2 protein-coding genes are annotated in these 1949 nt (G+C 71.5%); both read right to left on the minus strand.

All coding sequences use genetic code 11. The features are described from left to right. Nucleotides 1-65: 50S ribosomal protein L32 (rpmF, locus tag ABZS97_RS43855; RefSeq protein ID WP_356149655.1), on the minus strand; the 65-nt coding region annotated here is incomplete at its 3' end. 123 nt (nt 66-188) lie between these two features. Further along, the gene (locus ABZS97_RS43860) at nt 189-1634 is read right to left on the minus strand and encodes an aldehyde dehydrogenase family protein (RefSeq protein WP_356149652.1); all 1446 of its coding nucleotides are present in this window, start codon (nt 1632-1634) and stop codon (nt 189-191) included. Nucleotides 1635-1949 lie beyond the last annotated feature (315 nt).

Here is a 1949-nt window from a genome sequence, read left to right on the forward strand (position 1 = left end):
GCCTTCCACTGTGACCTGCGGTGACGGGTGTTGGAACGGGACATCTTGCGCTTGGGGACGGCCATGCGCAGCACTGTACATGAAAACGATTGTCACTAGCTATAGGGGCTTTCGGAACGCCAACGGCCGGAGCCCCCGCACAGCGGGCTCCGGCCGTTGGATTCGGATGTGGGGTCCGGCCCCTGCTTCTAGAGCGCGAGCCCCGTCAGCACGAGCACCCGCTCGTAGGTGTAGTCGTCCATCGCGAACCGGACGCCCTCGCGGCCGACACCGGACTGCTTCACGCCGCCGTACGGCATCTGGTCGGCGCGGTAGGACGGCACGTCGCCGACGACGACGCCGCCGACCTCAAGCGCGCGGTGGGCGCGGAAGGCTGCCTGCAGATCGTGCGTGAACACACCTGCCTGCAGGCCGTACTTGGACGCGTTGACGGCGGCGAAGGCCTCCGCCTCCCCCTCCACCTTCTGCACGGTGAGGACGGGCCCGAAGACCTCCTCGCAGGAGATCGTCACGTCGGCGGGTACGTCGACGAGGACGGTCGGCGCGTAGGAGGCACCGTCCCGCTTGCCCCCGGCGAGCAGCGTGGCACCGGCTTGTACGGCTTCGTCGACCCACGACTCGACACGCTTGGCGGCGTCCTCGCTCACCAGCGGCCCGACATCGGTCGTGGCGTCGGAGGGGTCACCGGTGACCTGGGCCTCCACGGCGGCGACGACACGCGGCAGCAGCCGCTCGTACACCGAGGCGTCGGCGATCACGCGCTGCACGGAGATGCAGGACTGGCCGCCCTGGTAATTGGAGAAGGTCGCGATACGGGTCGCGGCCCAGTCCAGGTCCGCGTCGCTCGCGAAGTCGGCCAGCACGACGGCCGCGCCGTTGCCGCCCAGCTCCAGCGTGCAGTGCTTGCGCGGCACCGAGTCCATGATCGCGTAGCCGACCTTGTCGGAGCCGGTGAACGAGATGACGGGCAGCCGCTCGTCCTGGACCAGCGCGGGCATGCGGTCGTTGGCGACGGGCAGCACGCTCCAGGAGCCGGCCGGGAGGTCGGTCTCGGCGAGCAGCTCACCGATGACGAGCCCCGACAGCGGGGTGGCGGGCGCCGGCTTCAGGATGATCGGCGCGCCGACCGCGATCGCCGGGGCGATCTTGTGGGCGCAGAGGTTGAGCGGGAAGTTGAACGGCGCGATGCCGAGGACGACGCCCTTCGGGAAGCGCCGGGTGAGGGCGAGGCGTCCCTGGCCGCCGGGGTCGGTGTCGAGGCGCTGGGCCTCTCCGCCGTTGAACCGACGCGCCTCCTCGGCCGCGAACCGGAACACGGACACGGCCCGGCCGACCTCGCCGCGGGCCCACTTGACGGGCTTGCCGTTCTCGGCGGAGATGAGCTGGGCGATCTCCTCGGTGCGCTCGACGAGGCGCTTGCTGACGTGGTCGAGGGCGGCGGCGCGGACGTGGGCCGGGGTGGCGGCGAACTCGTCGCGCACGGCGTGCGCGGCGGCCACGGCCTCCTCCACCTGGGCCTCGGTCGGCACGCTGACCTGGCCGACGAGGCGGCCGTCCCACGGCGAGGTGACGTCGAAGGTGGTCTCGCCGGTGGCCTGGCGGCCGGCGAGCCAGAAGGCGTGCGTTGAAGTCATCTCGAGTCCCGGCCCTTCCGAGGCTTATGTGTCCTTGGCTGTCCCGCCCCACGGTAGGCCCCGCCCTCCGGGCGGTCGCTTATCCGATCCGTAGCACTCCCCCACCCGCTCACACCACTTCGGCCACCCACAGCCAGGCGCCGCAAACCCCGGGCACCGGGGGTGGGTGGGCAAACCCCGGTTACCCCTTGTTTCCTTGTCACCCGGTGTTGGTGTCGGCCGGGGGTGGGTCGCGCAGCCCGGCGCTTACGAGGTGCCGCTGCGCCCACCCGTGCCGCCCCTGGCGGCCCGGGTGGGCGCGGAAACGAGGCTCCG

Source organism: Streptomyces sp. NPDC005485, assembly GCF_040606085.1.
Classification (GTDB): domain Bacteria; phylum Actinomycetota; class Actinomycetes; order Streptomycetales; family Streptomycetaceae; genus Streptomyces.

What these genes read in the sequence shown, in the direction of transcription:
- ABZS97_RS43860 (WP_356149652.1), bottom strand. Translation starts at nt 1,634, where the DNA reads ATGACTTCAACGCACGCCTTCTGGCTCGCCGGCCGCCAGGCCACCGGC.